The organism is Minwuia thermotolerans, from assembly GCF_002924445.1.
Lineage (GTDB): Bacteria > Pseudomonadota > Alphaproteobacteria > Minwuiales > Minwuiaceae > Minwuia > Minwuia thermotolerans.
Map to the genome: position 1 here is coordinate 24,467 of NZ_PIGG01000073.1, position 25,851 is coordinate 50,317.

Consider the following 25,851-nt stretch of genomic DNA (forward strand, 5'->3'; position numbering starts at 1 on the left):
TGACCAATGGACAAGACCCTGCCTACGCTCGGAACCCCTGCGCCCGTCCGAGGTGACCGCTGACCATGCCGCTCGCGCCGATCCTGAAACGCCCGCCCGTGCTGTCCCTGATCCCTTCGAGCGGCGTTCAGCTCATTGATCTCGGCTTCGTGGCGGACCGCTCGTCCGGCGTGGAGACCAACTGGGGCTTCTACGACAAACCCGGCGACGCCGGGCCGCCGATCCGCGTCGACCTCTCCGACGAGAACGCGCAGACCACCTACGAGGTCGACCTGAAGAAACTGGTGGAGACCTTCGGGAACGCCTGGATGCCGCTCCCCATGCTGCGGGAAGAGCAGGGCGGTGACTATTTCCACGGCCCGACGAACTGGGCGCGGGTCTGTCTCAGGAAGCTGCCGGAGCCGGACGATAACGGCTTCGACCACCGCATCATCGTGGCCTTCGACACCGAGTTGCTGCCGCAGCGGGCGAGCGAGGCCTATCTCGCGCCGTCGGAGGCCGACGCCCGGCGCGGCGCCGTGTTCTCCATCTGCGCCGACGAGAAGGCGCTCAACTGGTTCGTGCAGGAAAACTGGGTTGCCGGCTGGTGCCGGGAAGCCATCCGCGACATGGTCACCCGCGAGGAGTCGCGCCGGCGGCGGAACGCCGGGCCCGCCAGCGACGAACAGATCGCCGAGCGGCTGGAAGGGCCAAAGGAGGACGTGGCGCGCTACAAGGCGCTGATCTACCTGCTGGCCGATCTCGACCTGCTGCCGAAGATCCGCATGATCGACCGCTTCACCGATCCGCGGCCGACGCCGATCGACGTCGACCTGGTGCTCGACGTCGGCAATTCGCGCACCTGCGGCATGCTGATCGAGACCCAGCCGGACGAGGTCGGCACCGACATCACCCAGGCCGTGAAGGTGCAGCTCCGGGACCTTTCCGACCCGACCCAGATCTATTCCGATCCGTTCGAAAGCCGCATCGAGTTCAATCGCGCCAGTTTCGGCAAGGACGACATCTCGCTGACCAGCGGGCGGGCCACGGCCTTCGCCTGGCCGACGGTGGCGCGGATCGGCCCCGAGGCGCGGCGCCTGGCGGGTTACCGGCGCGGCAGCGAAGGCGCCACGGGCATGTCCTCGCCCAAGCGTTATCTCTGGGACGAGGATCCGCGCCGCGACGGCTGGCGTTTCAACAATGCGGCGGTGCATGGCGAACACGCGCCCGCGGCTACCGGCGTTGCCTTCACCACCCTGGTCAACGACGCCGGCCAGCCGCTGCACAAGGTGCCCGCACACGTGCCGGCCCATGACGAGCAGCGCTTCCCGTCCTTCCGGGCGCTCTATGCGCGCTCCAACCTGCTGTCCTTCGCCCTGACCGAGATCTTCCTGCAGACGCTGGTGATGATGAACTCGGCGGCGCACCGGCTGCGCCGCCGCAACGCGGACCTGCCGCGGCGGCTCCGGCGCATCATCATGACGATGCCCACGGCGCTGCCGCTCGCCGAACGGCAGATCCTCCGCAGGCAGGCCGAGGCGGCACGCGACCTGGTCTATCTCTGCCTGGGCCAGGCGACGGTCGAGATGGATACGGAAAGCGGCGCCCAGACCCTGAAGGTCGCCGAGGGCGTCCACCTGCCGGAAATCAAGATCGAGTGGGACGAGGCCTCCGCCACCCAGGCCGTCTATCTCTACAGCCAGATCGCCATGGCCTATTCGGGCGACGCCCGGGCGTTCTTCGGGCGAAGCCGGTTGCCGATCAATCGCGGCGCCGCCGGGCTGGACGACGAGTTCCGCCTGGCCACGCTGGACATCGGCGGCGGCACGACCGACCTGGTCGTGACCTCCTACGCGGTCCAGGGCAAGGGGGCCAATGTCACGCTGTTCCCGACCCAGATGTTCCGCGAGGGGATGAGCCTGGCCGGCGACGACATCGCCTACCAGATCATCCGCGATCACGTGTTGCAGCCGATCGTCAAGGCGCTGGACGAGGCCGGTCTGGGCGAGCGCGCGGACTATCTGGCGCACACGCTGTTCGGTGGGGACCGCGCCGACATGGACGTCGAGGACCAGCTCTACCGCCAGCAGTTCGCCGTCCACGTGGCGATGCCCGCCGCGCTCCGGCTCATCGGCGAGTACGAGAACTGGGACCTGATGTCGGGCGTCATCGATGCCGACGGCATCCGCCTGGGCGACCTGTTCGGAGAGGATGACCGAGCCAGCCAGGCGGTCATCGCGCATGTCAACGAGGAGGCGCGCCGCCACGGCGCCGATGGCTTCGACCTGGCCGGGGTGACCCTGCCCGTGCATTTCCGCGCCATCGATCTCAGCGTCCGCAGCGTGGTGCTGGAAATGCTGCAGGCCTTCGCGGAAATCGTCTACCGGGCGCGCGCGGACATCCTGATCCTGTCCGGGCGGCCATCGCGCATGCCGGCGGTCAACGCGGTGCTTGCCGAGAGCATGGCCCTGCCGCCGCACCGCATCGTGCCGCTGCACAGCTTCCGCGTCGGCTCCTGGTATCCGTTCCGGGACTACGCGGCGACGATTTCCGACCCCAAGACGACAGCGGCGGTCGGCGCCATGCTGTGCCTGCTCGGCGAGGGGCGTCTCAGGAACTTCAACTTCCGCTCCGACAATCTGAAACCGAAATCGACCGCGCGGTTCTTCGGCAAGCTGGACCGCGACAACCGGCTGCGGGCCGACGACGTCTACTACAGCGGCCTCAACCTGGAGGACGAGGACTACGAACTGCCCGAGGAGCCGTTCGAGTTCCGCGGGCCGATGACACTCGGCTTCCGTCAGTTCGACGCGGACTGGTGGCCCGGCACGCGACTCTACAGCCTCGACTACGCCAGCCCCGAAATCGCGGAGAAGCTCAATCCGCGCACGCCGCTGCAGGTCACGCTGAAACGCAACCAGCGGCGCGACAATCCGGAGATCGTCGACGCCTTCACCATCGACCGCATCGAAGACGCCCGGGGCGCATCGATCGGCAAGAACCAGCTCCGGCTCCGGCTGCAGACCATCGACAACCAGGATGGCTACTGGCTGGATACCGGCATCCTGCTGAACCAGTAGGGGAAGAGGATATGGCGGACATCGAACGCGACGGCGCGCTGAAGGACGCGGTGAGCCGCCTGGAGGGCGGCGGCGCCGACGCGCGCCTGTGGATCGACAGGGTGCGGGGCGAATCCGTCGGCGTCGCCAGCGAGGCCGACAGCCTGATCGAGAATACCCGCCGCGCCCGGTTGGCTGCGCGCCGCATCGGCGGCGCCATGCACAGGCGCAACTGCGTCGGCGTCTTCGGGCCCAGCCAGGCCGGCAAGTCTTATCTCGTGTCGGCCCTGGCGCGCCGTCAAGACGGTCCGTTGAAGATCGATTTCGGCGGTGAAATCAAGGACTTCCTGAAGGATATCAATCCGGCAGGCGATCGGGAATCCACCGGGCTGGTATCGCGGTTCACCAGGCACAAGGGCGACGTGGACCCGGACTATCCGGTCGAACTGCGCCTGCTGAGCGAGACCGATCTGGTGAAGATCATCGCCAACAGCTTCCTGTCCGACTTCGATCCCAACAACATGTCGATCGAACTGCCCGATGAGGAAGAGATCCGCGCCGCCATCCGCAGCGCCGAGCAGGAGGCGCGGAGCGGTGAGCCGGCTGCGCATCTCGATGAGATCGAGCTGTTCGACCTGGGCGAGTATTTCCGCCGCCATTTCAAGAGCAGGGTGGGTGCGCTCGACCGCGCCGACTACTGGAACGCGCTGATCCGGGTCGGCGGGCGGCTGCCCGTCGCCGGGCGCGCGAAGCTGTTCGCAATGCTTTGGGGCGGGCTGGAAGCCTTCACCGATCTCTTCGTATCGCTTGCTACGGCGCTGGAACGCATAGGCAATCCGCCCGAGGCGCGGGCGGCGCTTTCCGGCCTCGTGCCGCGCGAGACGGGCAATCCACCGCGTCCCAACACGATCATCGACGTCGCCGTGCTCAGCCGGCTCAATTCGCCGGAAGACGCCCGGGACACGGTGCCGCTGAAGCCGGTCCACAAGGATGGCGAAGGCAAGCCTGTCGAACTGCCGCGGGCGACGTTGACCGCGCTGATCGCCGAGGTGAAGCTGGTGATGGTGGACGCGCCCTGGCCCTTCTTCGAGCACACGGACCTGCTCGACTTTCCCGGCGCGCGATCCCGCCTCAAGCTGACGCAGCTGCCGCCCGCGGCGGCGGACCGCGACCTGCAGCTGCGCGAACTGTTCCTGCGGGGCAAGATCGCCTACCTGTTCCAGCGCTTCACCGACGAGCTGGAGCTGACAGCCATGCTGCTCTGCATGCCCCCCAGCGTGCAGGAGGTGAAGGACCTCGCCGGCATGGTCCGGTCCTGGATCGAGACCACGCACGGTGCGACGCCGGCGCAGCGCAAGCGGGTCCGCAACGCGCTGTTCCTGGTGCTCACGAAGTTCGATCTCGAGTTCCTCGAGAAGGGAGGAGAGACAGCCGATTCCCGCCGCGGCAAGTGGGACCGGCGGCTGCACTCGTCATTCCTCGAGCTATACGGCAAGGACGCCTGGCCCGAGGACTGGAACGGCGCAGCCTTCGACAACACGGTGTTCCTGCGCAATCCCGGCATGAAGCAGGTCCATCTGATGGACTATTCGGACGTCGAGAACCTGGTGGAGCGGGGCCCCGCCGCCCAGTCGGCGAACGTCATTCAGCAGTACAAGGACGCCTTCATGGGTTCGGCGCTGGTGGAAAAGCACTTTTCCGACCGGGAGGCGGTCTGGAACGCAGCCATGCAGCCCAATGACGGGGGTGTAGCCTACCTGGTCGACCGCCTGTCGGGCGTGCTCGACCCCGACCTGAAACGGCGGCAGGGCGCCGAAAGGCTGCTTGATGCGGTCGGCCGGCTGGAGAACGCGTTGCGCCGTTTCTACCACGATGGCGGCGAGGCGGCCCGGCGCGAACGCGACCAGCGCCTGCAGGAAGTCCGCAAGAACCTGCTGAACGCCGTGCGAGGGCAGGATTTCCGTCCCTTCGCGCATTTCATGGAGGCGCTAACCCTGCCTGCGCCGGATGCGCGCGGCATCTTCTTCAACGTCGCCGCATTGCGGGATGAGGATCTGGCCGCCGAGGGCGACGGCGTGGCGCCGACAGCCAATGGCTCCGACGATCCCTGGGCCGATGACGACCCGTGGGCCGGAGATACGGGACCCGCCAGCGACAAGGCCGCGCCGGCCGGCGGCGCGCGGCGGCGGGAACGGCCGGAGGTCTTTGCCGACCGCATCGTTAACGCCTGGACGGCACGGTTGCGCCGCCTGCAGCAGGACGAGCAAGCCCTGCGTACGCTGGGCCTGTCGGGCGACGTCGTCCGCGAGGTGATCGACGAGATCGTCGTGGGCGCGGACCGCCACAAGTTGCTGGACCGTATCGCCGAAGCCGTGCGCGAGGAGACGCTTGCCGCCGGTGCACGATGGGAGGACGCGGCCGACCGCGCCGTGCGGATCGCGGTCTACGAGATCAACGACTACATCGCCTATCTGGGCTATGGTGCGCTCCCAGAAGGCGAGCGGCCCGGATTTCCCGAAGCGCCGCGCGAGGCCGAGCGCGCGATCTTCTCCGCCGACGCCCTGAAGGTGAAAGGCATGGAGATCGGTCCGGCGCGCGAGCCTCTGGAACGCAACTATTTCGTCGACTGGGGCGTGGCCTTCCGCAGCCTGGGCATGGACAATGTCAGTCACGGATCGGGGCGCGAGATCTCCGACGAGCACAACCGCGAGCTCGGCGAGATCATCGAACGGATCGACGTGCGCGACGCGCTGCAGCCCGCGGAGGCGGCAGACTAGGGAGATCCTGAATGCCGGTGGTCGTCGAACAGAATCCGGAAATGGCCGCGGGCCATGCCCGCCTGAAGCTGATGAACGCCGGCGACCTGGACCCTGCAACGGTCGAGGTGGCGGTTTCCGCCAGCATCGACGGCGTGGAGAAGCATCTCGACCCCTCGCGGCAGGGGACCGCAGCGTGGGCGGCGGGCGAGAACTGGTTCCGTCCCGCGGAGGTCGCGCGCCAGGGCGGCGCGTTGTCGCTCGAATTCGGTCCCTCCGCGACCTGGCATCTGAAGCCCTACCAACCCTATCAGATCAGTTTCCGCGACGCCGCAGGCCATCGGGCCGATGACCGCATGAGCTGGATCGCGATGCGTCTGCCATCGAACCCGCCGCCGCCCGCGCCGGAGCGACCCGCGGCGCAGCCGGAGCCAGCACCGGAACCGGCAGCCGAGGCCGAGGCGGTGGACGAGGATCCGCTGGCGGCCTTCGCCGAACTGGAAGCCAATGCCGGCGATGCGATCATCGAACCCGCACGCCCGGACGAGGAGGATGGCCGTGCCGGACACCGCACCGGCCTCTATATCATTATCGGCGCGCTGCTCATCCTCCTGCTGATCGCAGCCGCTCTTCTCTGGTATTTCCGGGAGGATGTCTTCGGCCCCGCTGGCGAGGTGACGCCGAGCGCCGAAGAGGCGCCGGCACCGGAAAGCGATGCGCCCGCCGCCGCGGAACAGGCGCCAACGCGCATCCCCCTGACCCTTGATGCCGCACGATCCTATCTGATCGAGGAGAAGCCCTCCGCAGCGGACGCCCAGGCGGAGGCTGAGCGCTTCGATGGCGCGGGCGAGGTTCAGGCGGCGTTCATCCTGCGCAAGTACGCCGCGCAGAATGGATCGTCCGAGGCGGCCCTGTTGATGGCGCGGCAATACGATCCGGCGACCCACGATCCGGACGCCGGCGTGATCGCCGAACCGGACGCCGCGATCGCCGCGGACTGGTACGAACGCGCGGCCGATGGCGGCAATGTGGACGCCATGGTCCGCCTCGGCGAGATGCTGAAATCCGGCGCGCTCGACCGGCCGGACGCGCCGGAGCAGAGCGTGTTCTGGCTGCGCAAGGCGGCCGAGGCCGGCAGCGAAAAGGCGAAGGAGTTGCTCCAATGATCGTCCGAACGCTCGCACTGATCGTGCTGGCCACGCTGGGACTCGGCATTGCCGGCGGCGCATGGGCGCAGGACCGCACGCCGCTGCTCATTCCCGGCAAGACCACGCTCTACCAGAAGATTCTCACCCGACCCGGGGCCGCCACGGCCGAAGGCCCCGGCGCGCCCGGCACGCAGCCGCTGCCGCCCTTCACGCCGCTCTATGTCTATCAGCGCCATCCGGTGGACGGCGGCGGACCCGCCTATCTGGAAGTCGGATCCGATGCCAAAGGCGAGGTGCTGGGCTTCCTGCCGGAGACCGCGACGGTGCCGTGGGACCACGCCCTGGTGCTGGCCTTCACCGAGCGCGCCAATCGCGAAAGGGTGCTGTTCTTCGACGAGGAGCAGGCCCTGGACGCCTGGCTGGCGTCGGACGATCTGACCGAGCGCGCGGCCGAGGCGCGGCAGGCCGCCGACCGGCGTGCGCTGCCGTCCGACAGTCCGGTGATCTCGATCGAGCCGGAGGCCTATGTCGATTTTGCGAGCCAGTTCTATATGCTGCCGATCCTGGAGGCGAAGCCGAAGCGGCTGCCCAGCCGCCGCCGCGCCATGGCCGTACGCATCGCCAGCGTCACCCGCGCGGAGAACGAGGAGAAACTGGGCCTGCTCAACAGCCGCGAGAACCTCGCCGCACTGGGCGAGTTCCGCGCCGGCGTCGTCTTCGTCATCGACGCCTCCAGCTCCATGCAGCCCTATATCAGCCGCACGCGCGAGGTCATGCGCGGCGTGCTCGACCGCGTCGAGGCGGCAGGCCTGAAGGACAAGGTGCGCTTCGGCGTCGTCGGCTATCGCGACGATCCGGCCGCCGTCGAAGGCGTCGAATATCTCACCCGCACCTTCGCCGATCCGAACGAGATCGACAGCACCACCGGGTTCCAGGAAGCGGTCGAGCCGCTCAGCGCCTCGAAAGTTTCGACGCGCTCCTTCTCGGAGGATGCCTTCGCCGCGCTCGATCACGCCATGGGCCGCATCGACTGGCAGGGCTTCGACGCCCGCTATCTGGTGCTGATCACCGACGCCAGCGCCCGCGACGCATCCTCGCCCTATGCCACGCTGAAGCTCACCGCCGGCGACATGCGCCGCGACATCATGGGGCGCAGTTCCGCGCTGCCGACCGCGCTCTACGTGCTGCACCTGAAGACGCCCGTGGGCCGGGACGACCACGCCAGGGCGGAGGCCCAGTACACCGAGCTGGCGCGGCGGGATTCGGGCAACTCGCTCTACTATCCCGTGCCATCGGGCGATCCGGCGGCCTTCGAAAGCAAGGTGGGCGCCCTGACGGACGCCCTGGTCGAGCAGGTCGAACGGACACGGCAGGCCGCGCAGGAGGGCGCCCTGCCCGATGCACCCGAGCCCCCGGCGGAGACGGGCGCGGAATCCGATATCCGCCAGTCCGCCGCCGATGTCGGCCGGGCCATGGCGCTGGCCTATCTGGGCCGTGTCTCCGGGGCCCAGGCGCCGCCGATGTTCCAAGCCTGGTCGATCGACCGCGACCTCGACAACCCGGCCGTCGAGGCGTTCTCGGTACGGCTGTTGCTGTCGAAGAACCAGTTGAGCGACCTCCAGCGCACCATGACGGCTACGGTCGATGCCCTCGACGCCGGGCAGATCGACCCGAGCGATTTCTTCAACCAGCTGCGCAGCGCCGCCACCGCCATGGGCCGCGACCCGAACCGGGTGGGGCAGGGCGAGACCCGCAACCTCGCCGCCAGCGGCCTGATGGGCGAGTATCTTGAAGGGTTACCCTATCAGAGCCGGATCATGTCGCTGACCGAGGACGACTGGCAGCGCATGAGCGTCGGCGAGCAGCAGGGCATCATCGACGACGTGAACTCCAAGGTCCGTCTCTACCAGCGTTTCCATGACGATTCCGACCGCTGGATCGCGCTCAATGACGGTGACGATCCCGGCGACTGGGTCTATCCCGTGCCGCTGGACGCGCTTCCCTGACCATGACCGAGGCCCTGCTGGATCTGGAAGGCGTCGAACGGCGGCGCGGCGACGGCTTTCGCCTGGTCATCGACCGGTTCCGCCTGGCACCAGGCGGCCGCGTCGCCATCGTCGGGCCCAGCGGCTCCGGCAAGAGCACCTTTCTCGACCTGATCGCCATGACACTGCGGCCCGACAGTGCGGAGCGGATGACGATCTGTCCCGGGGATGCCGCGGAGGCAGTGGACGTGGCCCGGCTCTGGCGGGAGAAGCGGCGGAGCCAGGTGCGCGACATCCGCGCCCGGCACTTCGGCTATGTCCTGCAGACCGGCGGGCTGGCGCCGTTCCTCAGTCTCAGGGAGAACGCCATGCTCTCCCGCCGGTTACTGGGCCGCGACGACCCCGGTCCGGTGCCGGAGCTGTTCCGCCGGCTCGGCATCGAGAATCTGGGTCGGCGCAAGCCCCGGCGCGTTTCCATCGGCGAACGCCAGCGGGCGGCCGTGATCCGCGCCCTGGCGCACGAGCCGGCGATCGTGCTGGCCGACGAGCCGACGGCTTCGCTGGACCAGACCAACGCCCTCGACGTCATGACCCTGCTTACCCGAACGGTGGGAAGCCAGGGCGCGGCCCTGATCCTGGTCACCCACGACCGGGCGCTGGCCGAGGGGTTCGGCCTGCCATTGGCCGAATGCCGCCACGATCCGGCGACGCGCACGTCCACCATCGGGTTCGAAAGCTGATGCGGCTGCGCGGTGTCCAGCTCCTGCGCCTGTCGGCGGCGGACCTCGCCGACGAATGGCCGATCGCCGTCGCGGTCGTACTCGCCATCGCCGCCGTGCTGGCGCCGCTGCTGGTCCTGAATGGCCTGCAGACCGGCGTAATCGGAGAGATCTTCGACCGCCTGCGCGCCGACCCGGCGATGCGGCGCATCACACTGGACGCCACCGGCGCCCGTCGTTTCGACGCCGACTGGTTCGAGGCCATGCGCGCGCGGCCCGACGTCGCCTTCGTGCTGCCGTCGACACGTTTCGCCGCCGCCCAGGTGGATATCACCCCGGCTTCAGGAGAGGGTGGCCCGCTCCGCGTTTCTCTCGTGCCCACCGGCCCGGCCGACCCCGTCTTCGACGCCGCAACGCCGCCGCTCGGCTCGATCGCTGAATTGCGTCTATCGGCTGCCGCCGCAGCGCGCGCAAGTCTCGGGGAGGGCGACCGCGTCTTCGTCGATGTGGAGCGCCGACGCGCCGACGGACGGATCGAGGCGGCGGGGATCGAGGCGGCGGTCACGGCCATAGCCCCGCCGGAGCGGCATGGCGGCGTGGTCGCCTTCGTGCGGCCCGAACTGCTGCACGCCATCGAGGCGTTCCGCGACGGCTTCGCGGCGCCCGAACTCGGTTTCGCCGAGGGTCCGGAACGGGAAGCGCGCGCGGTCTTTCCGAATTTCCGTCTCTACGCCACCCGCATCGAGGATGTCGCCGGCCTGGCGCGGCACCTGCGCGAGGACCAGGGACTCAGCGTCAGCGCCCAGGAGGGCGCGATCGTCTCCGCCATCGAACTGGACCGCAATATCGGCGCGGTGCTCGACGCCATAGTCATACTCGGCGCCGCGGGCCTGGCCGGCAGTCTCGCCGCCATCCAGTGGGCGGTGGCGGCGCGCAAGCGCCGCACGGTCGCCATGCTGAACCTGATCGGTTACGGCCGGAACTGGCTGATCGGCTTCCCCACCGTCCAGGCCGTTCTGCTGGCCGCCGCCGGCGGCGGCGCGGCGCTGGCCCTGGCCCATGCCGCCGCAGCCTGGATCAACGGCTATTTCGCGGCGAGTTTCGGCGCCGAGGGCGCGGCGTGCGTGATAACCGCCGCGGCGATCGTCCAGGGTCTTCTGGTGGTGCTCCTATTCTCGCTGTTGCCCGCCGTCCTCATCGGACTCAACTTCACCCGTCTGGAGCCAAGCGATGAAATCCGCGAGATGTAGGCTGGCCGCCCTGCTGCTGCTCGCCGCGCTGCCGGCCGGCGCGCAGGAGATCACCTGGAATTCCGAAAGCTTCAACCCCCGTCCCCTGGAGGGCGACCTGGTGCTGCCCATGCCCTGCGGCGGCGCCATGGCGTTCCGGAAGGTGAACGTGCCCGGCAGCGGCGCCCTCGACGACTACCGCGTCACCCTGGGCAGCCACGAGACGGACCGGGGCTTCGCCGAATACCGGCGCATCGCCTGGCTGGCCGGCGCCTTCGCCGCGGCCGGCGGGGGCGGGAGCCGCCACTACTATCTGGGCAAGTACGAAGTCACGGCGATGCAGCGCGCCGCGCTCGGCGAAACCTGCCCCGACGCCGCCAACCCCGATCTGGAGCTGCCGGCGACGGAGATATCCTGGGCCGAGGCGATGCTGTTCGCCGAGCGCTACTCCGAATGGCTGCTGCGGAACGCCGTTGGTCTCGTGCCGGCTGAGGAGGGCGCTGTCGGCTTCCTGCGCCTGCCGACCGAGGCGGAATGGGAGTTCGCCGCCCGCGGGGGTACCGCCGTAGGCCCGGCCGAATTCGCCGAACGGACCTTCGTGCCGCCGGGCCGCCTGGACGAGTTCGTCATCCACGACGGCAACTCCTACCGGGAACTGAACCTGATCGGCACGGTTCAGCCCAACCCGCTCGGCCTGTTCGACATGCTGGGCAACGCCGCCGAGCTGGCGCTGGAGCCGTTCCGGCTCAACGCGGTCTCCCACCTGCACGGCCAGGCCGGCGGCTTCGTGCTGCGCGGCGGCAGCTACCTGACGCGGGCCGGCGAGATCCGCACCAGCCACCGCGAGGAATATCCGCCGGTCGACGAGCACGGCATCCGGCGCCAGAAGACCGCGGGCTTCCGCCTCGCCCTGGTGGCGCCGGCCCTGCCGTCGCGCGACCGCATCGAGACGGTGCGCAAGGCGTGGGAGAACCTGCCGCAGGAGGACCGCAACCCCGACGGCGAAGGCGCGAAGCTGGCCGCGGAACAGGCCGATCCGGTCGAAGAAGCCCGCGCCCTGGCCGAGGCGGCGCCGAACGGAGAGATGAAGCGGCGGCTGGAAAATCTTTCCTTCGTCATTGCCGAGAGCATCCGCACCCGCAATCAGGAGCGCGACCGGGCGGCCCGGGAGCTGTTGTCGAACGCCGTTTTCGCCGCGCGGCGGGCGACCTTCGACATCGTCGCCTTCCAGCGCTGGAAGGCGCTGGCGGACGCCGTCGACGACGAAGCGCGCAAGGCCCGCTACATGGAAAATCACGCCGAGGATTACGCGACGTTCGAATTCAACCTCGGCTATTACCTCGACCGCCTGACGCGCATCGCCGACGATTTTGGCCAGGAGAAGCTGAACGGGCAGGCGGCGGTGCTGAAGGTGGAATATGCCGACCGCGGACTGCGGACCCTGCCCCCCCTGACGGACCGGGTTCTCGGCCACCTGGAAAAGATTCGAAGCTTGGGAACCGGGGCCAGACCAGCCATAATCCAGTCCTTGACGGACGCCGCAGCCAACGCCGGCAAGTAACGGAGTCAGTCCGATGCACAGTGTTCTTCCCCTTTTCGGCAGACTGATCGCGGCCGGGCTGCTCGCCGCCGCGCTTGCCCTGGCCGGCTGCGCCCAGAACGCCGACGGACAGCGGCAGGGACTGTTCGATTTCGCGTCGTCGGGCGGGGACGAGGATCTCAGCGAAGAGGAGCGCCAGCTCCGCGAGGATGCGGAAGTCTTCAACGAGACCGTCGCCGGCGGCGCCGCCACAAACGCCCTGCTGTTCGGCGGGCTGTGCGTCGCCGCCGCGCTGCTGGGTGGCAGCGACAACATGGGCCAGTGCGCGGTGATGGCCGGCATCGGCGCCGCCTATGGCGCCGTCGATGGCTATCTGGTCGCGAAGCGCCAGGAGGCCGCCCGGCGGCAGGTCCGCGAAATCGACCTGGTCACCGAGGAAATCCAGGAAAAGAACGTCAAGCTGCGCAAGCTGGTGGAGACCTCGCAGAAGGTCGTGGCCGAGAACCGGGAACGGCTGCAGGATGTCCGCCTCAAGGTGGCGAAGAACGAAGTGCGCGAGGAGATGCTGGAGGAGGAAAGTCAGCGCCTGCAGAGCAATATCGACGTGATGGACGACACCCTCGCACAACTCCGGAAGGAGCGGGACAATTACTACGAGGTTGCCGAGCAACTCGAGGGCGTCGGCCGCGACACTCGTCAGCTCGAGGCCGAGATCCGCGACATGAACCAGCAGATCGCGGCCCTGGAGCGCGAACGCGACGCGCTTGAGGAAATCGACCGCGCCGTACGGATCGGATGAGGCCGCCAATGACATTCCGCACAATCACGCTTGCCACCGTTCTTGCCATTCCCGTCCTGGCGGGGACCGGCTGCGCCACCTATCAGCAGCAGAAGGCCGACGCGGTCTCGGGCGGTCCCGAACGGCGGGTGCAGGAAGCCGAGCAGCGCCAGCAGGCGGCGACGGACGCCCGCATCGGCCTGCAGAGCGACCGGGAAGCCCTGGAGGAGGAGCGTGAACTCCAGGAGCAGGAGATCGCCGCCCTGAACGCGGAGCTGGCCCGCCAGGAGAGCGCCATCGCCCGGGCGCGCGAGCAGAACCGCATCACCCGGGAGAAGGAACAGGCGATGCGCGACCGGATCACGGCGCTCGACCGGGAACTGCGGGACAACGAATTCCGCACGGCGGCGGCCGAAGCATCCGGAAATGCAGGCGAGGCCGCGAAGCTCCGCCGGGAACTGCAGACCCTGCGCTCGAAGGCCGACGCCCTGTCCAACGAGATCGACCTGCTGGCGAAATAGGCGGGGCCGAGCGGGAAGCTGAACGACTCCCGTCCGCACACTCGACGCACTGGCGGACAGCATCCACCATCGCACCGTCTTTCGCCGGCGAGGGTTAAGATCAAGTGAGGGCCGGACTGCTCGCTTCTTCGGGTCGACCGGCTGTACGGAGAGCTCCTACTGCACCTTCCCGGAAACGGGCGGCCAGCCCAGCGAGCCCTCGGGCTTCGGTCTGCGGCGAAGCCACCAGGACCAGTCCTCGGGCATGAGCGTCAGGGGATCTTCAAGTCCCAGTTCCCGCGCCGCCATGACGGGCCAGTGCGGATTCGCCAACGCAGGCCGGCCCAGGAAGACGACATCGATCAGCCCCTCGGCGATCACCCGGTTGGCCTCGGACGGAATGCCCAGATTCCAGCTCACTCCGACCGGGATGCCGGCCTCCCGGCGCACGCGCGTGGTCCGCTCGACCATGAAGCCGACCTCGTCGAAGGGAACATCCTGCATCGCATCGGTATTCAGCCCCAGGCTGATATCCGCGAAATCCAGCCCGTGCGCCTTCAACGCCGAAATCGCCCAGACCGCATCATCGAACTTCACGCCATCCCGGTTGAAATCGTCGGAGCCCAGCCGCACCGTGAGGGGAAGCCGCTCGGGCCAGACCGCGCGGACGGCATCCAGCGCCTCGCGATGAAAACGGAGCCGGTTCTCCAGGCTACCGCCATAATCATCCGTGCGCTGATTGGCCAGGGGGGAGAAGAAGCTGGCGCCCAGATAGCCGTGCGCAAAATGCATCTCGAGCCACTCGAAGCCGCAATCGAGGGCCCGGCGCGCGGCGTCGGCGTAGGCCCCATGAATCTCCCTGATCTCATCCACGCTGAGTTCCTGGACGGGATGCGTATAGCGGCCGCCATAGGGAATGGCCGAGGGGCCGCGCACCTTCCAGCCATGCGGATCGTCGGCCGGAAGCTGGATCTTGCCTTCCCAGGGCTTGTTCTCGCTGCCCTTGCGGCCGGTGTGTCCAAGCTGAATGGCCGGAACCGCGCCCATGTCCTTCACGATCTCGGCGATGCGGCTCAAGCCCTCCATCTGCGTATCGTCATAGATGCCGGCGCAACTCGTGCTTGTCCGTCCGTCCGGCGTGATGGCGATCTGCTCGGGGAATACCAGCCCGAAGCCGCCGGCCGCGCGCGATCCCATGAGCATCACATGGAAATCCGTCATCCGGCCTTCGACCGACCGGTACATCGTCATCGGCGACATCGCGATGCGGTTGCGAAGCGTTATGTCCTTGAGAGTAAATGGGGTGAACAGGTCGGTCACGCGAGCAATCTCCAGAAACTGTCAATGTACGAAGAGCATCTGGAAGAACGACATGCTCGCCAGCTATGCACGTTCATATCGTCGTTCGAAGCGTATGCAAGGCTTGTCAGAGTCGACCAATTCGGCGGGGCAGCCCAGATGGTCAGGCAACCCGATACAGGGTGCCCTCCGCCCCGGCGAGATAGACCTCCAGTCCGGCACCCCGAGCCTTCTCGCCGACCGCGCCGGTTTCCATCAATGCGAATGCGGTCGACCAGGCGTCCGCCAGGCATGCCTCCCCGGCGACCACGGTCACGCTGCGGTCGGCAGGCGCCGTCTCACCGTTCCGGGGATTCATCAGATGGCTGACCCGGCCGCCTCGGTCGAACAGCAGGCCGTATCCGCCTGAGGTCGCGATGGCCCGATCCGACGCGTCGAGCCGGCCGATCAGTCGAGAGGGCCGCATCGGGTCCGGGATGCCGACCCGCCACGGATCACCATCGGCCGAGCGTCCGATGGCTCGGGTCTCACCAAGATCGAGAGCAATGCGATCGACGCCGTTGCGGTGCAGCAACTCGGCCACGCGGTCGGTGATATAGCCTTGCGCGATGCCGTTCAGCGTGACCGCCATACCTGACCGGTCAAAGACGATCTCATGGTCATCGATCCGTACACCGCGCCAGTCGACGAGCGCCAATGTCCCGTCCAACTCGGGCAGAGTGTCAGAATCCGGCTGCTCGGCGAAGTGACGAGCCAGCCGTTCCCAAAGCGGTTGCACGGTGACGTCGAAGACGCCGCCGCTCACCTCGCTCACGACCGCCGCCCTGGCCAGTAAGTCGCGAAGTTCCATCGGCGGTTCCGAAAGGCGACCGTCCCGATTCAGCCGCCGGAGCGTTGAGTCGGGCCGGTAGAGACTGAATATCGCCTCGAGCCGTTCGATCTGAGCCACTGCGAGATCGATGATCCGGCGCGCCTCGCGCGCGTGAGAATGAATGATCTGTATCGAAGCGTCCGCTCCCAGCGCGACGCCCCGCCAGTGAAAGGTCCGGGCCCGGGCGGCCGGGACTCCACCGGGCAGCAAGCTCAGGCCGGCGGCCGCGCCAGCAATGCCGATGAAACGCCGACGACTGAGAGACGAGTGGGCGCTACTGTGTCCGTTCATGACTGCCTCCGCCTGTCTCAGAAGTTTCGCTAACGCCCTCGTCAGCCGGACCGAGCACCATCTCCTGCCGGATTTCATCGAACGCGAGGATGCTGCCGCCGCGTTCTTCGACAAACCGTTTCGCCGCAGTCAGGTCACCGAAGGGCACGATCGCCGGCCCGCCCATGCCGCCGCGCGCGTCGCTGCCGATGACGTAGTGCGCTTCGCGCGCGGCGACCCAGCTGCCGGGCTCCGGGTTGTCCCAGTTCTTCGCCTGGCCCATGTCATTGACGAAGATGGCGGCGATGTTGTCGGGCTCTTCGGGCAGCATCGTGAAAGCCAGGGTGTCGCGGATCGAACTGAACCAGAGCGGCTCCGTCTGATCGGACAGGAAGATGTGCCCCTTCGGCCCGGAATGATTCTCCACGATCATGCCGCAGTAGTGGCCGACATCCTCCGGCCCCGGCTCTTGCGGCGCGACAGCGCTTGCCGCGCCTGATTCCTCCTCGCAGGCAGCCAGCACGAGAAACGCCGCCAGAACAAACGGCAAGTAGCTGAAGGATTTCACGGCTGTTTCCTCTCGAAGAACAGGATGGCGAGGCCCAGCGGGACGGCCACCCAGGCGGCCAGCACGCCGTAGAGCGCCAGAAGGGAATGGCCCGAGAGGGTCATTCCGGCGACTTGCGCAACGGCCTCATGGCCGGCCAGGTTGATCAGCCGGTAGACGTCGGCCGGATTGAACAGCAGCAACGTGTCGAGCAGCGCTTCCGTGACGTACTGGCCCTGGTCAGCCACCAGCAGCCCCAAGAGAGCCGCGTCGTAGAGCAGCACCAGCACGAGCCACAGGCCGACCGCCAGCCCGGCCGCGGTTGCTCGCTCTCGCACCAGAACACTGGCAAGTGCGCCAAGCGCGGCAAACACGGCGCCCAGCAGGATGGAGGTGCCGATCAGGGCCAGGAACGCGCCCCACGCGCCGGCCTCCGCGCCCGCGTTCAGCCACAGGACAACGCCTGCGGCCCCGTATCCGACGGTCGTCGCCAGCGCCAGGATGACGACATGGCCGGCGAACTTGCCGGCCACGATTTGCCAGCGGGAGATCGGATAGGCCATCAGCAGCAGTAATGTGCCGCGTTCGGCCTCCCCGACGATGGCGTCGAATGAGAGCATGAGCGCGACAAGCGGCACCAGAAAGATGGTCAGACTGGCCAGGCTGACGATAACGACGGCGAGCGGGGAGGCCCCGACCGCTCCCGTCGGCGCGCTGCCAACCAGCACCAGGCTGAGGGCGAGCGCCGCCAGCAGGAGCGTCATCGCCAGCACCCAGCGATTACGGATGCCGGCGCGGATCTCCTGACCCGCGATGGTGACGAGCGGCGTCATCGGCCGTCCTCCCGCGTCAGGCTGTGATAGAGCGCTTCCAGCCCCGGCTCGGTGATTTCGATGTCGGTCACTGCCTCACCCAGGCCGGCGATGTCGCGCAACGCGGCGATCTTGTCGGCGTGGGGCACGGCGAGTACCAGCCGCTCTTCACTCCGGGCCCGCACCTCGGCGCGGACAGTGAGCGCCGACAGCACCCGTTCGGTGTGGCAAGGCCTGACCACAAGGGTTATGCGAGACGGTAGGGCAGCTTTGCGGCGCAGCGCCTGTAGTTCGCCCGCTGCAAGTAGCTTGCCGCGATGAAGCAGGGCCACCCGGTCGGCATGACTCTCGATCTCCGCCAGCGCGTGGGTCGATATCAGGATCGTCGAGCCCTCGGCCCGCAGACGGTCGATCGTGTCGTAGACCTGCATTCTTGAATCAGGATCCAGGCCGGAAGTCGGCTCGTCGAGCAGCAGCAGTCCTGGCTCACCGATCAGTGCCTGGGCCAGCGCCAGTCGCTGGCGCATGCCCTTGGAATAGGTGCCGACGCGCCGGTTGGCCGCATGGTCGAGGCCAACCCGTTCCAGCAGTTCCTCGAGCGGTTCGACGCGCGCACGCTTCAACCGAGCGTAGAATGCGAGCAATTCGAGCCCGGTCATGGCGCCGTGGAAGGCGGCGCTTTCGGGCAGAAAGCCGACGCGGCGCCGCGCACGGGCCCCGTGACGCCCGGCCGGATCCTGGCCGAAGACACGGATCGTGCCCGAACTCGGCCGTGCCAGGCCGAGCGCCAGCTTCATGAGGGTGGTCTTGCCGGCGCCGTTGTGACCGGCCAGCGCCACGGTCTCGCCGGCGACGAGGTCCAGGCTGACGCTCTCCAGCGCGGCAACGGGGCCGTAGTTCTTGGAGACGGCGTCCAGGGCGACGACGGCGTTCATTCGGAGCCTCCGATGTCGGGCGGGTCGATCAGCGGCGCCATGTCCACAACGCCACCCGGTAGCAGTCCGGGGAACTGTGACTGCGCCAGGCGGAGCAGGTCGATCGCGGGGCTGTTGAGCAGCAGCTTCGCCTGCGGATAGCGCCACAATACGTCGTCGACCAAGTCGTTGGGGCGGTAGGGACGGTCGGCGACACCGTCCCCGTCCAGATCGAACGCGGCGTTGTCGCTCCAGTAGTTGCCTCGGCCCTCATGGCTCCAGACCACATTGCGCGAGCCGACATACTTGACCTGGGTCCGGTTGGCGACGAAGGCGTTGCCATACACGTCGTTCCGCTCAGAACCGGCAGTGAAATGGATGCCGATGGGACAATTCTCGAAGTGGTTGCCGGCGACCCGGTTCTTGTGTGCGTTGTAAATGAACAGGCACTTGTTTCTGCTGCCGCGCACGACGTTACCGGTGATCTGGGAGTTGTTGACGTAGTTGAGCAGCAGCCCGTGATCTCGATCGTCGACGCTGACATTGTCTCGGATTTCCAGACGATCGGAGAACATCAGTGCCCAGCCGACATGATTGCCGCGCGAGACGTTGCCGATGACTTTGCTGTCGTGGGTGTACATGTAATGAATGGCGAAGCGCAGGTCGGCGAAGGTGTTGTCGCGGAACTCGTTGCGCTTGCTGATGTTGACGAAGATCCCGTCGCGTCCGTAGCGGATGTTGTTGCCGATGACCTTCGCGCCGGGCGCATTCCATATCGAGACCCCGTTGCCGGACTCCGAGAGCCTGAGGTCGTCGCGGCCGACGATCGTGTTGGCCCGCACGACCGACTTCGCCGCGCCATGCAGATAGACACCAAATAGGTTGCCTTCCAGCCGATTGTCCTCGATCACCGCGCCGCGTGCGCTCTGCCGGACCAGGATGGCGGAATCCATGGCCGGTACGTCCACACCGGAGCCCCGGATGGTAAGCCCTCGGATGGTGACGCCCGGAGCGGTCACGGTGAGGACGCTCCCCTTGCCGTCGCCTTCCACCACGGCGCCGGAACGGCCCAGAAGGGAAAGCTTCTTGTCGATGACGACCGGCCCGGCGTGACGGCCGGCGGCGAGACTCAACACGTCGCCGGCCGCCGCCTGTTCGATGAGGACGCCCAGGTCGTCACCCGGAGCCACGACCTGCTCTGCCGCCGGGGCCGGGACGGCGAACGCCATCCCGACCGCCAGCGTCAGGGCCGCAGGCCAGCCGGCCGCATGTCGCCCGAGCAGCCGCATCGACCCTATGCCGCCCGCGGCTCGACGAGCATCCGGCCCTTCATCTCCATGTGGAGGGCGTGGCAGAACCACTGGCAGTAGAACCAGTGAACACCGGGCCGGCCTGCGGTGAAGGTGATGGACGCCGTCGCCTGCGGCGGCACCTCCATGCACACACCGTGGTTCACCATCACGAAGCCGTGGGTCAGATCCTCGATATCGTCGAGGTTGGTGACATAGACCGTGACCTCGTCGCCTTCCTTGACCGTGAACTTCTCCAGGCTGAACGACGGCGCCACCGAATACATGTAGACGCGGACCTTGTTGCCGTCGCGGATGACGTCGGCAGCGTCCTCCAGATCGACCCCGTCGGCCGCGGCCTGTTTCCTGGCGTCCTCAAACATGGGGTCGTTGCGGTCCCAGACATGCACCGGGTTGACCTTGGAGCGGTGGACGATGGTGGCGTCGTGCGGCTCGGCGAAGCTCGGCCCGTCATGCACCAGCTTCATCTCGTCGCCGGAAATGTCGATCAGCTGATCGTTCTCCGGCTTGAGGGGGCCGACGTTGAGGAACCGGTCCTTGGAGAACTTGTTCAGCGAAATCAGCCATTTGCCGTCCGCCTCCTTGGTCTGGCCCATGGAGGTATGGTTGTGGCCGGGCTGGTAGTGGACATCCAGTTTCTGGAGGATCGGATCGACGTCCTCGCCCTGGAAGCGGCGAATGGCCTTGGCCATGTCCCACTTGCAGACCTGGCTGTCGATGAACAGCGTCGTGTACGCGTTGCCGCGTCCGTCGAAGGCCGTGTGCAGCGGGCCGAGACCAAGTTCCGGCTCTGCGACCACAGCATCCCTCGGCTTGATCTTGTCATCGAACAGATCGTCGAAACGGCGAACGTCGAACACGGTAACCGTAGGCGACAGCTTGCCATTGGCGACCACATGGATCCCATCCGGCGCCGTGTTGATGCCGTGCGGGCTGTTCGGGACGGGGATGTAGCGCGTGTAGCGGGAGCCGTGACGGCCGTCGATCACGGGCACGCCCTTGTGCTCGGTGAAGTCGCCGTTGCGTACCGCCTCCTCGATGCGGGCGATGTTGAAGACCACGATCCAGTCCTGCTCGGCGGCCATCATCTCGCCGAGATTGGTGCCGCCCTCGGAGTTGTAGCAGGTCGAGAAGCAGTACTTGCCCTGGTAGTCGGCATCGACGTTGTCGAGGTTGCCGTCGACCATCACCTGCCAGGCGATCTCCATGGTGTCGCCGTCGATGGCTGTGAAGATGCCATGGTACTTTTCCGGCTCGTCCAGGATGGAGCCGTCATTCGGCAGCGGCAGGCGATCTTCGCCATTGGCGAAGACGTAGCCGGTCTTCGGGAACTTCTGCACCCTCAGGCCGTGCACCGCTTCCATGTTCGGGATCTCGATGATCTTGTCGCACTTCATGACGTCGCAGCGGACGCGGGCCACGCGCGAATTGGCCTTGTCGTTCATGAAGACGTAGCGGCCATCGTAGGTCCCGTCCGTGAAGGACATGTGCGGGTGGTGGAGATCGCCGTTGAGGTAGACGCCGCCCTTGTCCTTCAGGAACTCGCGGGTCTCCGGCAGCAAGCCCTCGGTCAGGATCTTGCGGCTTTCGTTGGTGTCGCCCCAGCCGGTGGCGCTGCAGCGGTTGAAGACCGGCACACGCATCAGCTCGCGCATCGAAGGCAGGCCGACGATCCGCATCTCGCCGGTCTGGCCGCTGGAGAAGAAGACATAGTACTCGTCCAGTTCGCCCGGTCCGACGCTCGCCTTGCCGGCGGCGGCCTGCGCCGCGCGCGACGTCAGGGTCATGCCGCCGGCGAAACCGGCGGTGCCGGCCAGCCCGGCCAGGGTCGCGGCCGAAGCCGTTCCGCCCAGCAGATCGCGCCTGCTTAGGCCCTTCCCGTCCTGTTCCGTCCGTTTCATCTTTCAGTCTCCTTCCTGGGGGGTGGGAGCGGTGCGCGGCGGCGCCGCGGCGGCGCCTCGCATGCTCGGCGAGGCCATGGCGGCCCGCTTCTCGCGCTTCAGGCGCTTCTGGATCATCACCGGACACTTGTGGTCGTGGTGATAGAGCACCTGGCAGTGCAGACAGGAGATGCACTCGTTCGGATTGATGTGCCCCTCCGGATGGATCGCGCCGACCGGGCATTCGTTGTGGCAGCGCATGCAGGGGTTGCCGCAATCGCGGTAGCGTTTCAGCCAGTCGAACATCCTGAGCCGTCCCGGAATGGCCAGCGCAGCGCCGAGCGGGCAGAGATAGCGGCAGAAGAAGCGTTCGATGAACAGGCCCGCCACCAGCAGCGACACGGCGAAGAGCACGAACCACCAGTCCCGCAGGAACCGCAGGATGATCGCGGTCTTGAAGGGCTCGATCTCGGACAGCTGCTCGGCGAGCGCGAGCGACGTCAGCGAAACGCCGAACAGCACCAGGAAGATGATGTACTTGATCGGCCAGAGCCGCTCGTGCAGCGCCCACGGCACCTTGACCTGCGGGATCCTGAGCAGCCGCCCGGCCCGGTTGGCCAGCTCCTGCAGCGCGCCGAAGGGGCAGAGCCAGCCGCAGAACGGCCCGCGCCCCCAGAACAGCAACGCCGCCGCGACCGAGAACCAGAGGATGAAGATCAGCGGGTCGGCGAGGAAATAGGACCACTGGAAATCGGTGCGCAGCGCCTGTGCAAAGGCCAGAACGTTGACGACCGAAAGCTGGGCCTTGGCGACCCATCCGAGCCAGACCAGGGTGACGCCGAGATAGACCAGCCGGATCCGATCGAACAGCTTTGGCCGCTTCACCAGGATGTCCTGGAAGAAGAAGATGGCGGTCAGCGCCGCCAGCATGGCCACGAGCACGGAGATCGAGGCGACCTTGGAGCGCCAGATGCGCTGCCAGAGCGGCGTCTCGGCCTGACCGGGGCTCTCGTCCAGCGCCGGCGCCACGGGGGCTTCGGTTGTCGCGCCCCGGCCATCAGGCGGGGGCGTGGCCTTGCGGATCGTCTGCGCGTAGGGGGCCGGCAGCCGGTAGTCCAGCGCGAATGTCACAAAAGCCTTGTCGAGAGCGCCGATGGCCCGCTGGACCAGAAGGTGCAGGCTCCACGTCTCGGCCGGCCGTATACGGGCATCCTCCGGAATGCGGAACAGCGCGATTTCGTTGAACGACGGTGCGTCGCCCGGCGCGAGGTCCGCGATCCGCTCGTGCTGCTTGTCGCGGAAGCGGATGCTCTCCGCGCCCTGAGTGAGCTGGATGCGGTCGAAGATGCCGCCACGGACATAGCCGGAGCCCTTGAAGGAATAGCGGCCTTCGCCCATCACCAGGATCGCCGACTGGTCCTCGTCAAGCCGCCCCTGCAGCCGTTCGAATCCGGCATCCCCCAGCAGCGACCGGCCGATCGCAGGATGGGAGACCAGGGCGACATAGATTTCGGCGAAGACAGCGTCCGGCGGCCCCTTCTCGGGCCGCTCGGCCGCCCGCGCGCCGCCGGATTGTTCGAAGGCCCGGTTGACGTCCTCGACGGAGATGCTGAGCCGCCGGATCGCCCCGTTGCCGAGCAGCGTCAACCAGTCCGTCACCTCGCCCGCGTCGGGGTCGACTATGCGGCGCGTGGTGTCCGCGGGATCTGGGCTACCTGCAATGCGCCGGCCCATCCGTGCGGCCGAGCGCAGGATGCTGTCGCCGATAACGAGTACGGTGACGGTGGCGCCTGAGACGATATCCACGTCCGGCGGCTCCTCGCCGGCCGCGGCGGCCTTCAGCGGATTGAAGCCGACCAGTTCGGACATGTAGGTCTCGATCCTGGCCTCGGGAATGCCGATCAGCACGATGGGTTCGTGGTGCTCCAGGAGTTGTGCGCCGACGATCGTGCCGTCGGTATCGAGCCCGACAAGAACGTCGATGTACTTCCCCGAATAACCGGCGGTGTTGACCACATCCGACGTCAGATAGGCGTAGCCGGCGACTTCTCCCTCACGCAGTACAGGAACAAGAGGCGGTGCGCCTTCCGGGGCGCCGAACTGGTCGGCGCCGGGCACGACGGAAGCGGGATCGACCGTGTCGAGATAGCCGACGAGGCGCGATGTCGTCTGCGCAGTCGCGGACGACGCCAGAAGGAGAATGGCGAAGCAGGCCAGAAGACTCGCCCGCATTCCCTTGAACCAGCGGGCCGGATCGTTTCGATCTCTGCCCCTACGCAACATAGCACCTCATGCTCTCGGATCGGTCATCGTTACGCAACCTTCGATCCCCCGACGCCGACGCCATTTGCGCTGGCGCAAATCGACGGGCAATAGTCCGGGGGAAGGTTTTCCGAGGGCGTTGTGGCGCGAGGGTGCCGGCAGGTCCTCGAAGAACGGCAACAGGAAGGGCTCGATCATGCCGAGGCTAAGCAAATCGCCGGACACCGGCGTCGCTACACTGGCTGAACTGGTCGGCATCGCCAATGCGCTCGAACATGAAGCCGAAAGACGCTATCGCTGGTTGGCGGAGGAATTTCGCCGCCGTGGCGAGCCGGAGACGGCCGAAGCGTTCGAGGGCATGGCGGGCGAAGAGGAGCACCATATCGTCGACGTCTCGCGCTGGGCCGACAATCTCGGCCAGCCCGTGCCGGCGGCGGAGTCCTTCTTCTGGCGCCTGCCTTCCGATCTCGCCGAAAGCTGGGACGAGGTGGCCGGCAGCGCCCTGCTGACGCCCTATCGCGCCTTCGCCATCGCTGTCGACAACGAGGAGCGGGCCTTCGCCTTCTACGCCTATGTGAGCGCCTGGGCCGAAGACCGCAAGATTGCCGCCGAAGCCGAGATGCTGGCCCGGGAAGAACTGCGGCACGCAGCGAAACTGCGCACGCAGCGCCGGATTGCGTATCGCGCCGAAGGACGCCATCGAAGCACCCCTGAACTCGACGATATCCAAACAGAGGCGGCCCTTGCGCGGCTGATCGTTGAGGAAGAAGCGGAGATCGCGGAGATGTTCGCCGCTATGGCCGATCGTCTGGACGACTTGGGCGCCGCGGGATCCGCCGATGACGTGCGGCGCATGGCGGAAAAGGCGAAGACGCGCGCCGCGGTGGACGAGGTGAAAAGTTCGCCGGATGACATGCCGCCGGTTCCGAACAGCGCCGCTGGCATTATGACCACAGCGCAGGCCCGGCTGGAGCGGTTCAGCGAACGGCTTGAATCCGTTCTGATCGCCGCGGAAGACGAAAAGATCATGAGCCTTGCGCAATCGTCACTTGAAGACGTTGTCCGCCGGATCGCGTTGATCAATGACAGACTGGAACGGTCGGACGAGGTCTGAGTGAACCGCTCGCCTGCCTGCCTTCTGGTCCGATGTCGGGAGCGACCGGACCGAGCACGGTCGACGACGTCCTGCAGACAGCGTGCAGCGCCGCCCCAGCCCGCCACCCTGCCTCATTGCCCGGATTCCCGGATTGCTCTGTCGATCTCGACAATCCGGTTCGAAATTGCTGCAGCGCAAATCAACGCGCCGAGACGCCGTTTAGGTTTTGTCCGTCGCCAACAACCGCAGGCGTCAAGGAGAACCCAAATGAGCACGTTACGTAATGCTCTTCCCGGCGCCGCCAGCATGATCGCGGTCGGGGGTTGCTGACGACTGACGCTCCGGCGGTTCCGCACTTCCTCCCCCTCGCTCCCGCGGGACCGCCGCCCCTTTTCCCGAAGACAATTGACGAAAGGAACCCCGAGATGAAACGCACCCTGATCGCCGCCGCCATGCTGGGCGGTCTCCTCGCCGCCGCCGTACAGCCCGCCGCGGCCGCCGACTTCGAGGTCAAGATGCTGAACCGCGGCGCGGACGGCATGATGGTCTTCGAGCCCGCCTATCTGGAGGTCCAGCCAGGCGATACCGTGACCTTCCTGCCCACCGACAAGGGCCACAACGCGGAAACCATCAGGTCCATGCTTCCCGCCAATGCCGAGGCTTTCAAGGGCCGGATGAACAAGCCGGTCACCGTGACCTTCACCGAGGAGGGTGTCTACGGCTACAAGTGCCTGCCCCACTACGGCATGGGCATGGTCGGCGTTGTCGTGGTCGGCGACGCCACGGCGAACCTGGACGCCATCCGCGAGGCGAAGCATCCGGGCCGGGCGGACAAGCGCATGTCCGCCCTGCTGCAGCAAATGGACGACCGGCTGGCCGCGCGCTGAACCGGATGCC

General features: G+C 67.2%; 19 protein-coding genes. 11 read left to right on the forward strand and 8 right to left on the reverse strand.

Annotated elements, in window-relative coordinates:
* Positions 1-65: 65 nt before the first annotated feature.
* Genes CWC60_RS20905 through CWC60_RS20945 form a run of 9 tightly spaced genes read left to right on the forward strand, consistent with a single transcriptional unit; the run spans position 66 to position 13,714 of the window.
* A complete protein-coding gene (locus tag CWC60_RS20905) occupies positions 66-3,059 on the forward strand; it encodes a virulence factor SrfB (RefSeq protein WP_109795866.1) in 2,994 nt (997 codons plus the stop codon).
* An 11-nt stretch (positions 3,060-3,070) separates the two neighbouring features.
* A complete protein-coding gene (locus CWC60_RS20910) occupies positions 3,071-5,815 on the forward strand; it encodes a virulence factor SrfC family protein (protein WP_109795867.1) in 2,745 nt (914 codons plus the stop codon).
* 11 nt (positions 5,816-5,826) lie between these two features.
* Positions 5,827-6,960, forward strand: a complete 1,134-nt coding sequence (locus tag CWC60_RS23375; protein WP_125182847.1) for a tetratricopeptide repeat protein — start codon at positions 5,827-5,829, stop codon at positions 6,958-6,960.
* The gene (locus tag CWC60_RS20920) at positions 6,957-8,948 is read left to right on the forward strand and encodes a vWA domain-containing protein (protein WP_109795869.1); all 1,992 of its coding nucleotides are present in this window, start codon (positions 6,957-6,959) and stop codon (positions 8,946-8,948) included. Before CWC60_RS23375 ends, CWC60_RS20920 begins: the two co-directional genes overlap by 4 nt.
* Before the next feature lie 2 nt (positions 8,949-8,950).
* Positions 8,951-9,667, forward strand: coding sequence for an ABC transporter ATP-binding protein (locus tag CWC60_RS20925; RefSeq protein ID WP_109795870.1), 717 nt, complete (start codon positions 8,951-8,953; stop codon positions 9,665-9,667).
* Complete coding sequence (locus tag CWC60_RS20930) at positions 9,667-10,896, forward strand: ABC transporter permease (protein WP_109795871.1); 1,230 nt, start codon at positions 9,667-9,669, stop codon at positions 10,894-10,896. Before CWC60_RS20925 ends, CWC60_RS20930 begins: the two co-directional genes overlap by 1 nt.
* Positions 10,877-12,436, forward strand: a complete 1,560-nt coding sequence (locus CWC60_RS20935) for a formylglycine-generating enzyme family protein (protein ID WP_109795872.1) — start codon at positions 10,877-10,879, stop codon at positions 12,434-12,436. Before CWC60_RS20930 ends, CWC60_RS20935 begins: the two co-directional genes overlap by 20 nt.
* Before the next feature lie 13 nt (positions 12,437-12,449).
* Positions 12,450-13,214, forward strand: coding sequence for a hypothetical protein (locus tag CWC60_RS20940; RefSeq protein ID WP_109795873.1), 765 nt, complete (start codon positions 12,450-12,452; stop codon positions 13,212-13,214).
* 8 nt (positions 13,215-13,222) lie between these two features.
* Complete coding sequence (locus CWC60_RS20945) at positions 13,223-13,714, forward strand: hypothetical protein (RefSeq protein WP_109795874.1); 492 nt, start codon at positions 13,223-13,225, stop codon at positions 13,712-13,714.
* A 156-nt stretch (positions 13,715-13,870) separates the two neighbouring features.
* Here CWC60_RS20945 and CWC60_RS20950 read toward each other — a convergent pair whose 3' ends face one another.
* From CWC60_RS20950 to CWC60_RS20985, 8 genes are all read right to left on the reverse strand, one after another.
* Positions 13,871-15,013 carry an NADH:flavin oxidoreductase/NADH oxidase gene (locus tag CWC60_RS20950; protein WP_109795875.1) on the reverse strand — a complete coding sequence of 381 codons (1,143 nt, stop codon included), beginning with the start codon at positions 15,011-15,013 and terminating at the stop codon, positions 13,871-13,873.
* 142 nt (positions 15,014-15,155) lie between these two features.
* Complete coding sequence (locus CWC60_RS20955) at positions 15,156-16,154, reverse strand: FAD:protein FMN transferase (RefSeq protein WP_164516670.1); 999 nt, start codon at positions 16,152-16,154, stop codon at positions 15,156-15,158.
* Positions 16,138-16,701 carry a nitrous oxide reductase accessory protein NosL gene (locus tag CWC60_RS20960; protein WP_109795877.1) on the reverse strand — a complete coding sequence of 188 codons (564 nt, stop codon included), beginning with the start codon at positions 16,699-16,701 and terminating at the stop codon, positions 16,138-16,140. Before CWC60_RS20960 ends, CWC60_RS20955 begins: the two co-directional genes overlap by 17 nt.
* Entirely contained in the window at positions 16,698-17,513 is an 816-nt protein-coding gene (locus tag CWC60_RS20965) for an ABC transporter permease (protein WP_109795878.1), read from the reverse strand. The genes CWC60_RS20960 and CWC60_RS20965 overlap by 4 nt, the downstream gene beginning before the upstream one ends.
* Positions 17,510-18,427, reverse strand: a complete 918-nt coding sequence (locus CWC60_RS20970) for an ABC transporter ATP-binding protein (protein WP_109795879.1) — start codon at positions 18,425-18,427, stop codon at positions 17,510-17,512. Before CWC60_RS20970 ends, CWC60_RS20965 begins: the two co-directional genes overlap by 4 nt.
* Positions 18,424-19,695 carry a nitrous oxide reductase family maturation protein NosD gene (locus CWC60_RS20975; protein ID WP_109795880.1) on the reverse strand — a complete coding sequence of 424 codons (1,272 nt, stop codon included), beginning with the start codon at positions 19,693-19,695 and terminating at the stop codon, positions 18,424-18,426. Before CWC60_RS20975 ends, CWC60_RS20970 begins: the two co-directional genes overlap by 4 nt.
* 5 nt (positions 19,696-19,700) lie before the next feature.
* Positions 19,701-21,617: a TAT-dependent nitrous-oxide reductase gene (gene nosZ / locus CWC60_RS20980; protein ID WP_109795881.1), complete on the reverse strand. Its 1,917-nt coding sequence runs from the start codon at positions 21,615-21,617 to the stop codon at positions 19,701-19,703.
* 3 nt (positions 21,618-21,620) lie between these two features.
* Complete coding sequence (locus CWC60_RS20985) at positions 21,621-23,876, reverse strand: NosR/NirI family protein (RefSeq protein WP_206420081.1); 2,256 nt, start codon at positions 23,874-23,876, stop codon at positions 21,621-21,623.
* A 67-nt stretch (positions 23,877-23,943) separates the two neighbouring features.
* On the opposite strand from CWC60_RS20985, the gene CWC60_RS20990 reads away from it, so the two are divergent.
* Positions 23,944-24,972 carry a ferritin-like domain-containing protein gene (locus CWC60_RS20990; protein ID WP_206420082.1) on the forward strand — a complete coding sequence of 343 codons (1,029 nt, stop codon included), beginning with the start codon at positions 23,944-23,946 and terminating at the stop codon, positions 24,970-24,972.
* Between the two features lie 407 nt (positions 24,973-25,379).
* A complete protein-coding gene (locus CWC60_RS20995; RefSeq protein WP_109792444.1) occupies positions 25,380-25,841 on the forward strand; it encodes a pseudoazurin in 462 nt (153 codons plus the stop codon).
* The last annotated feature ends 10 nt before the right edge of the window (positions 25,842-25,851 follow it).

What these genes read in the sequence shown, in the direction of transcription:
- CWC60_RS20920 (WP_109795869.1), top strand. Translation starts at nt 6,957, where the DNA reads ATGATCGTCCGAACGCTCGCACTGATCGTGCTGGCCACGCTGGGACTC.
- CWC60_RS20970 (WP_109795879.1), bottom strand. Translation starts at nt 18,427, where the DNA reads ATGAACGCCGTCGTCGCCCTGGACGCCGTCTCCAAGAACTACGGCCCC.
- CWC60_RS20935 (WP_109795872.1), top strand. Translation starts at nt 10,877, where the DNA reads ATGAAATCCGCGAGATGTAGGCTGGCCGCCCTGCTGCTGCTCGCCGCG.
- CWC60_RS20955 (WP_164516670.1), bottom strand. Translation starts at nt 16,154, where the DNA reads ATGAACGGACACAGTAGCGCCCACTCGTCTCTCAGTCGTCGGCGTTTC.
- CWC60_RS20930 (WP_109795871.1), top strand. Translation starts at nt 9,667, where the DNA reads ATGCGGCTGCGCGGTGTCCAGCTCCTGCGCCTGTCGGCGGCGGACCTC.
- CWC60_RS20965 (WP_109795878.1), bottom strand. Translation starts at nt 17,513, where the DNA reads ATGACGCCGCTCGTCACCATCGCGGGTCAGGAGATCCGCGCCGGCATC.
- CWC60_RS20995 (WP_109792444.1), top strand. Translation starts at nt 25,380, where the DNA reads ATGAAACGCACCCTGATCGCCGCCGCCATGCTGGGCGGTCTCCTCGCC.
- CWC60_RS20925 (WP_109795870.1), top strand. Translation starts at nt 8,951, where the DNA reads ATGACCGAGGCCCTGCTGGATCTGGAAGGCGTCGAACGGCGGCGCGGC.
- nosZ (WP_109795881.1), bottom strand. Translation starts at nt 21,617, where the DNA reads ATGAAACGGACGGAACAGGACGGGAAGGGCCTAAGCAGGCGCGATCTG.
- CWC60_RS20940 (WP_109795873.1), top strand. Translation starts at nt 12,450, where the DNA reads ATGCACAGTGTTCTTCCCCTTTTCGGCAGACTGATCGCGGCCGGGCTG.
- CWC60_RS20975 (WP_109795880.1), bottom strand. Translation starts at nt 19,695, where the DNA reads ATGCGGCTGCTCGGGCGACATGCGGCCGGCTGGCCTGCGGCCCTGACG.
- CWC60_RS20905 (WP_109795866.1), top strand. Translation starts at nt 66, where the DNA reads ATGCCGCTCGCGCCGATCCTGAAACGCCCGCCCGTGCTGTCCCTGATC.
- CWC60_RS20910 (WP_109795867.1), top strand. Translation starts at nt 3,071, where the DNA reads ATGGCGGACATCGAACGCGACGGCGCGCTGAAGGACGCGGTGAGCCGC.
- CWC60_RS20945 (WP_109795874.1), top strand. Translation starts at nt 13,223, where the DNA reads ATGACATTCCGCACAATCACGCTTGCCACCGTTCTTGCCATTCCCGTC.
- CWC60_RS23375 (WP_125182847.1), top strand. Translation starts at nt 5,827, where the DNA reads ATGCCGGTGGTCGTCGAACAGAATCCGGAAATGGCCGCGGGCCATGCC.